This window comes from Thermogutta sp., from assembly GCF_014359955.1.
GTDB lineage: Bacteria > Planctomycetota > Planctomycetia > Pirellulales > Thermoguttaceae > Thermogutta.
Window position 1 is genome coordinate 1 of record NZ_JACIYL010000551.1, and the last position, 3,032, is coordinate 3,032.

General features: G+C 57.8%; 4 protein-coding genes. All 4 read left to right on the forward strand.

Annotation, left to right across the window (positions count from 1 at the left end; genetic code table 11):
* Positions 1-72 precede the first annotated feature (72 nt).
* The 4 genes from cas4 to cas6 all read left to right on the forward strand — a co-directional run bounded on the left by cas4 (position 73) and on the right by cas6 (position 2,744).
* The gene (gene cas4, locus H5U08_RS14245) at positions 73-624 is read left to right on the forward strand and encodes a CRISPR-associated protein Cas4 (RefSeq protein WP_297034433.1); all 552 of its coding nucleotides are present in this window, start codon (positions 73-75) and stop codon (positions 622-624) included.
* A gap of 76 nt (positions 625-700) precedes the next feature.
* Positions 701-1,711, forward strand: a complete 1,011-nt coding sequence (gene cas1b / locus H5U08_RS14250; protein ID WP_297034435.1) for a type I-B CRISPR-associated endonuclease Cas1b — start codon at positions 701-703, stop codon at positions 1,709-1,711.
* Between the two features lie 2 nt (positions 1,712-1,713).
* Positions 1,714-1,977, forward strand: a complete 264-nt coding sequence (gene cas2, locus H5U08_RS14255; protein ID WP_297034438.1) for a CRISPR-associated endonuclease Cas2 — start codon at positions 1,714-1,716, stop codon at positions 1,975-1,977.
* 23 nt (positions 1,978-2,000) lie between these two features.
* Positions 2,001-2,744, forward strand: coding sequence for a CRISPR-associated endoribonuclease Cas6 (gene cas6 / locus H5U08_RS14260; RefSeq protein WP_297034441.1), 744 nt, complete (start codon positions 2,001-2,003; stop codon positions 2,742-2,744).
* Positions 2,745-3,032: the final 288 nt, after the last annotated feature.

Sequence of the window (3,032 nt, forward strand, 5' to 3'; positions counted from 1 at the left end):
CTGTTATTCCTTCGACGAGGGAGTCGTATTACCTGATGAGAGTTCTCTTCCGTCAGGCGGAGTGATCATCGAATGACACGGCACATGACCGGCGTCACGTCGCAGGCTGTTTCCGAAGATGAACTGGACCTTCTCCGCGTCAACGGCACGAAGGTCAACTACTGGGCCATCTGCCCGAGAAAACTCTGGCTTTTTGCCAAGGGCCTCACGATGGAACACACGCACGATCGGGTCGCCCTCGGCCGCCTTTTGCATCGGGAAAGCTATCGCAACCTGCCGCGGCGTGACGTCCTCATCGATAGTCTCATTCGCCTGGATGTCCTGGAGGGCGAAGAAAAAATCCTGGAAGTCAAATACTCCCGGAAATTCTCAGATGCCGCACGGCTCCAGCTTGCCTATTATCTGCTCTATCTCAAACATCTGGGCGCCGGCGATCTGGTCGGCGAGCTCCGCTTTCCCCGCGACCGCCGTCGCGAAGAACTCCGCCTCACTCCCGACCTGGAGGCCAAAGTCGCCGAAGCCCTCCGTGAGATTCAGCAGATCGAAAATTCCCCCCGACCCCCAAACGTCGCGTTCCAATCTTATTGCCTCCGCTGCGCGTATGCGGAGCTCTGTTGGGGATAATTCAGATGCGTCCATCGCACCCAATCACGCACTGGAAAGGAGCTTGAAAGAGCTGATTCCAACCAAGGAAAAAACAATGGCCGAAACCTACTACATCTTCCGCAGTGGACGCCTCCGCCGAAAGCACAACACCCTTTATCTCGAATCTCCGTCCAACAACGGGGACAGCCAAAAACACCCTTTCCCCGTGGAGAATGTCCGCGACATCTACCTGTTCGGTGAGATCGATCTGAACACCAAGCTGCTCCGCTTCCTGGGCCAAAGACAGATCACCGCCCACTGCTTCAACTACCACGGCTTTTACGTGGGCAGCTTCTATCCCCGCCAACGCAACGTGAGCGGCGATCTCCTTGTCCGCCAGGTCCAGGTTTTCCTCGATCCCCATCGCCGTTTATTCCTCGCCCGTCAGTTCATCAAGGGCGCCCTTTTTCACATCCTGCACAATCTCCGCTATTACCAGAACCGCGGCAAGCCCCTTGCAGACACCATCGCGACCGTTGACGCCCTGGCCGCCCAAATTGACGATGCCCCCGATATCGCCTCCCTCATGGGTCTGGAAGGTCGCGCACGTGACGTCTACTATCAGGCTTTCACTGTCGTGATGAATTTGCCGGAACCCTTTGAAAAACGCGTCCGCCGACCACCCAATAATCCCATCAACGCCCTCATTTCTTTCGGAAACACGATGCTCTATACGGCCGTCCTCACGGAACTCTATGTCACCCAACTCAACCCCACGATCAGTTACCTCCACGAACCCTCGACCCGGCGATTCTCTCTCGCCCTGGATCTCGCCGAGATTTTCAAACCCCTCATCGTGGACCGACTCATCTTCCGGCTGTGGAACAAACGCATGATCACCGATAAACACTTCGAGCCCGTCGGTAAGGCCGAGGGCGTCTATCTCAACGAAGAAGGCCGAAAAATCTGGATCCGCGAATTCGACAAACAACTCAGCGAAACCGTTCAGCACCGCAAACTTAAACGATCTGTGTCGTACCGCCGTCTTCTTCGCCTGGAGGCTTACAAACTCGTCCGCCACCTCCTGGATATCGAACCCTACGAATCCTTCAAAGCCTGGTGGTAGCCATGTACACTATTGTCGTTTACGATGTCGAACAGCGACGCGTCGGCAAAATCTGCCGTTACCTCCGACGCTACCTGAATTGGGTCCAGAACAGCGCCTTCGAAGGGGAACTTACAGAACATCAAATCGAAGAAATGACCGCCGGCCTTCGCCGAATCATCAATCGCGACCAGGACAGCGTCTATATCTACCAGATCCCGGAACGCAAGTGGTGCACACGCCGTGTCGTCGGCGTGGAAAAAACTAACCTCGATACCATCCTGTAGCACGACACAAAGGGGACCAGACCATGCGGGTGCGTATCACTTTTAACTCGGTGGAAAAGACCATCCCCCTCCCATGGCATTACCCTTCGCAGCTCCAGGGCCTCCTCTTTCGCTGGCTCCGCGCCAACGACCGCAAGCTCGCCCGACTCCTCCACGACGTCGGCTTCGTCTGCCAGGGACACTCCTACAAACTCATCGTCTTCTCGCACCTCCGCGGCACATTTGCCAAGGCCGCAACCGACAGCGTCTTTCTCGATCCCCCACTCCGCTGGTGGATTTCCTCTCCCCTCGACCCCATCGTGCAAAGCCTCGTGGGGGGACTCTTCGGCCGACCGTATGTCCGCCTGGGACAACAAACCCTCATCATCGAACGCGTCCAGGTCGAAGACCTCCCCGATTTCTCCCACCCAACCACCTTCTACACCCTCTCCCCCGTCGTCGTCTCCACATGCCAGGATGGCCCTGACGGTCCCCAGAATATCTTCCTCTCCCCCGACCAACCCGATTTCGTCCGCGTCATCCGCGACAACCTCCAGCGCAAGGCCTCCCTGCTGGGGATCAATGCCCCGGCCAATTCTCTCGCCATTCAGCCCGGTCGCCTCCGCAGCCGCCTCTTCCAGCTCCATGGCGGCTCCATCCGCGGCTGGGAAGGGGAGTTCCTCCTGAGCGGCCCGCCCGAATTAATCCGCGTAGCCTACGAAGCCGGATTGGGTGAACGTAACGCCCAGGGCTTTGGGATGCTTGCCTGCCGGCAAAAAGCATTCTAAAAGCCTCCAGACCCCAGCAATTCGCCCCTCGGCGCTGCCATTCAGTAAGCGTCTCCTCCCTGACGTGGCGACACGCCGGAGTGAGCCCCTCGGCCGAAATACCGATCTGATGGTCGGGCGTACCGTTTACCGGGTACCAGCCGGCGGGTGGGCCGGACTCGGCCCCTTTTCCCCTCACACGAGGGGTGAGCCTCACCAGCCCTTTTGTTCGATGTACCGCATACCATCCACTTGTGGGGGTTGACAGGGTTTGTGTCGGTTTGTACGCTTAGTTGCAGTCGATCTCCT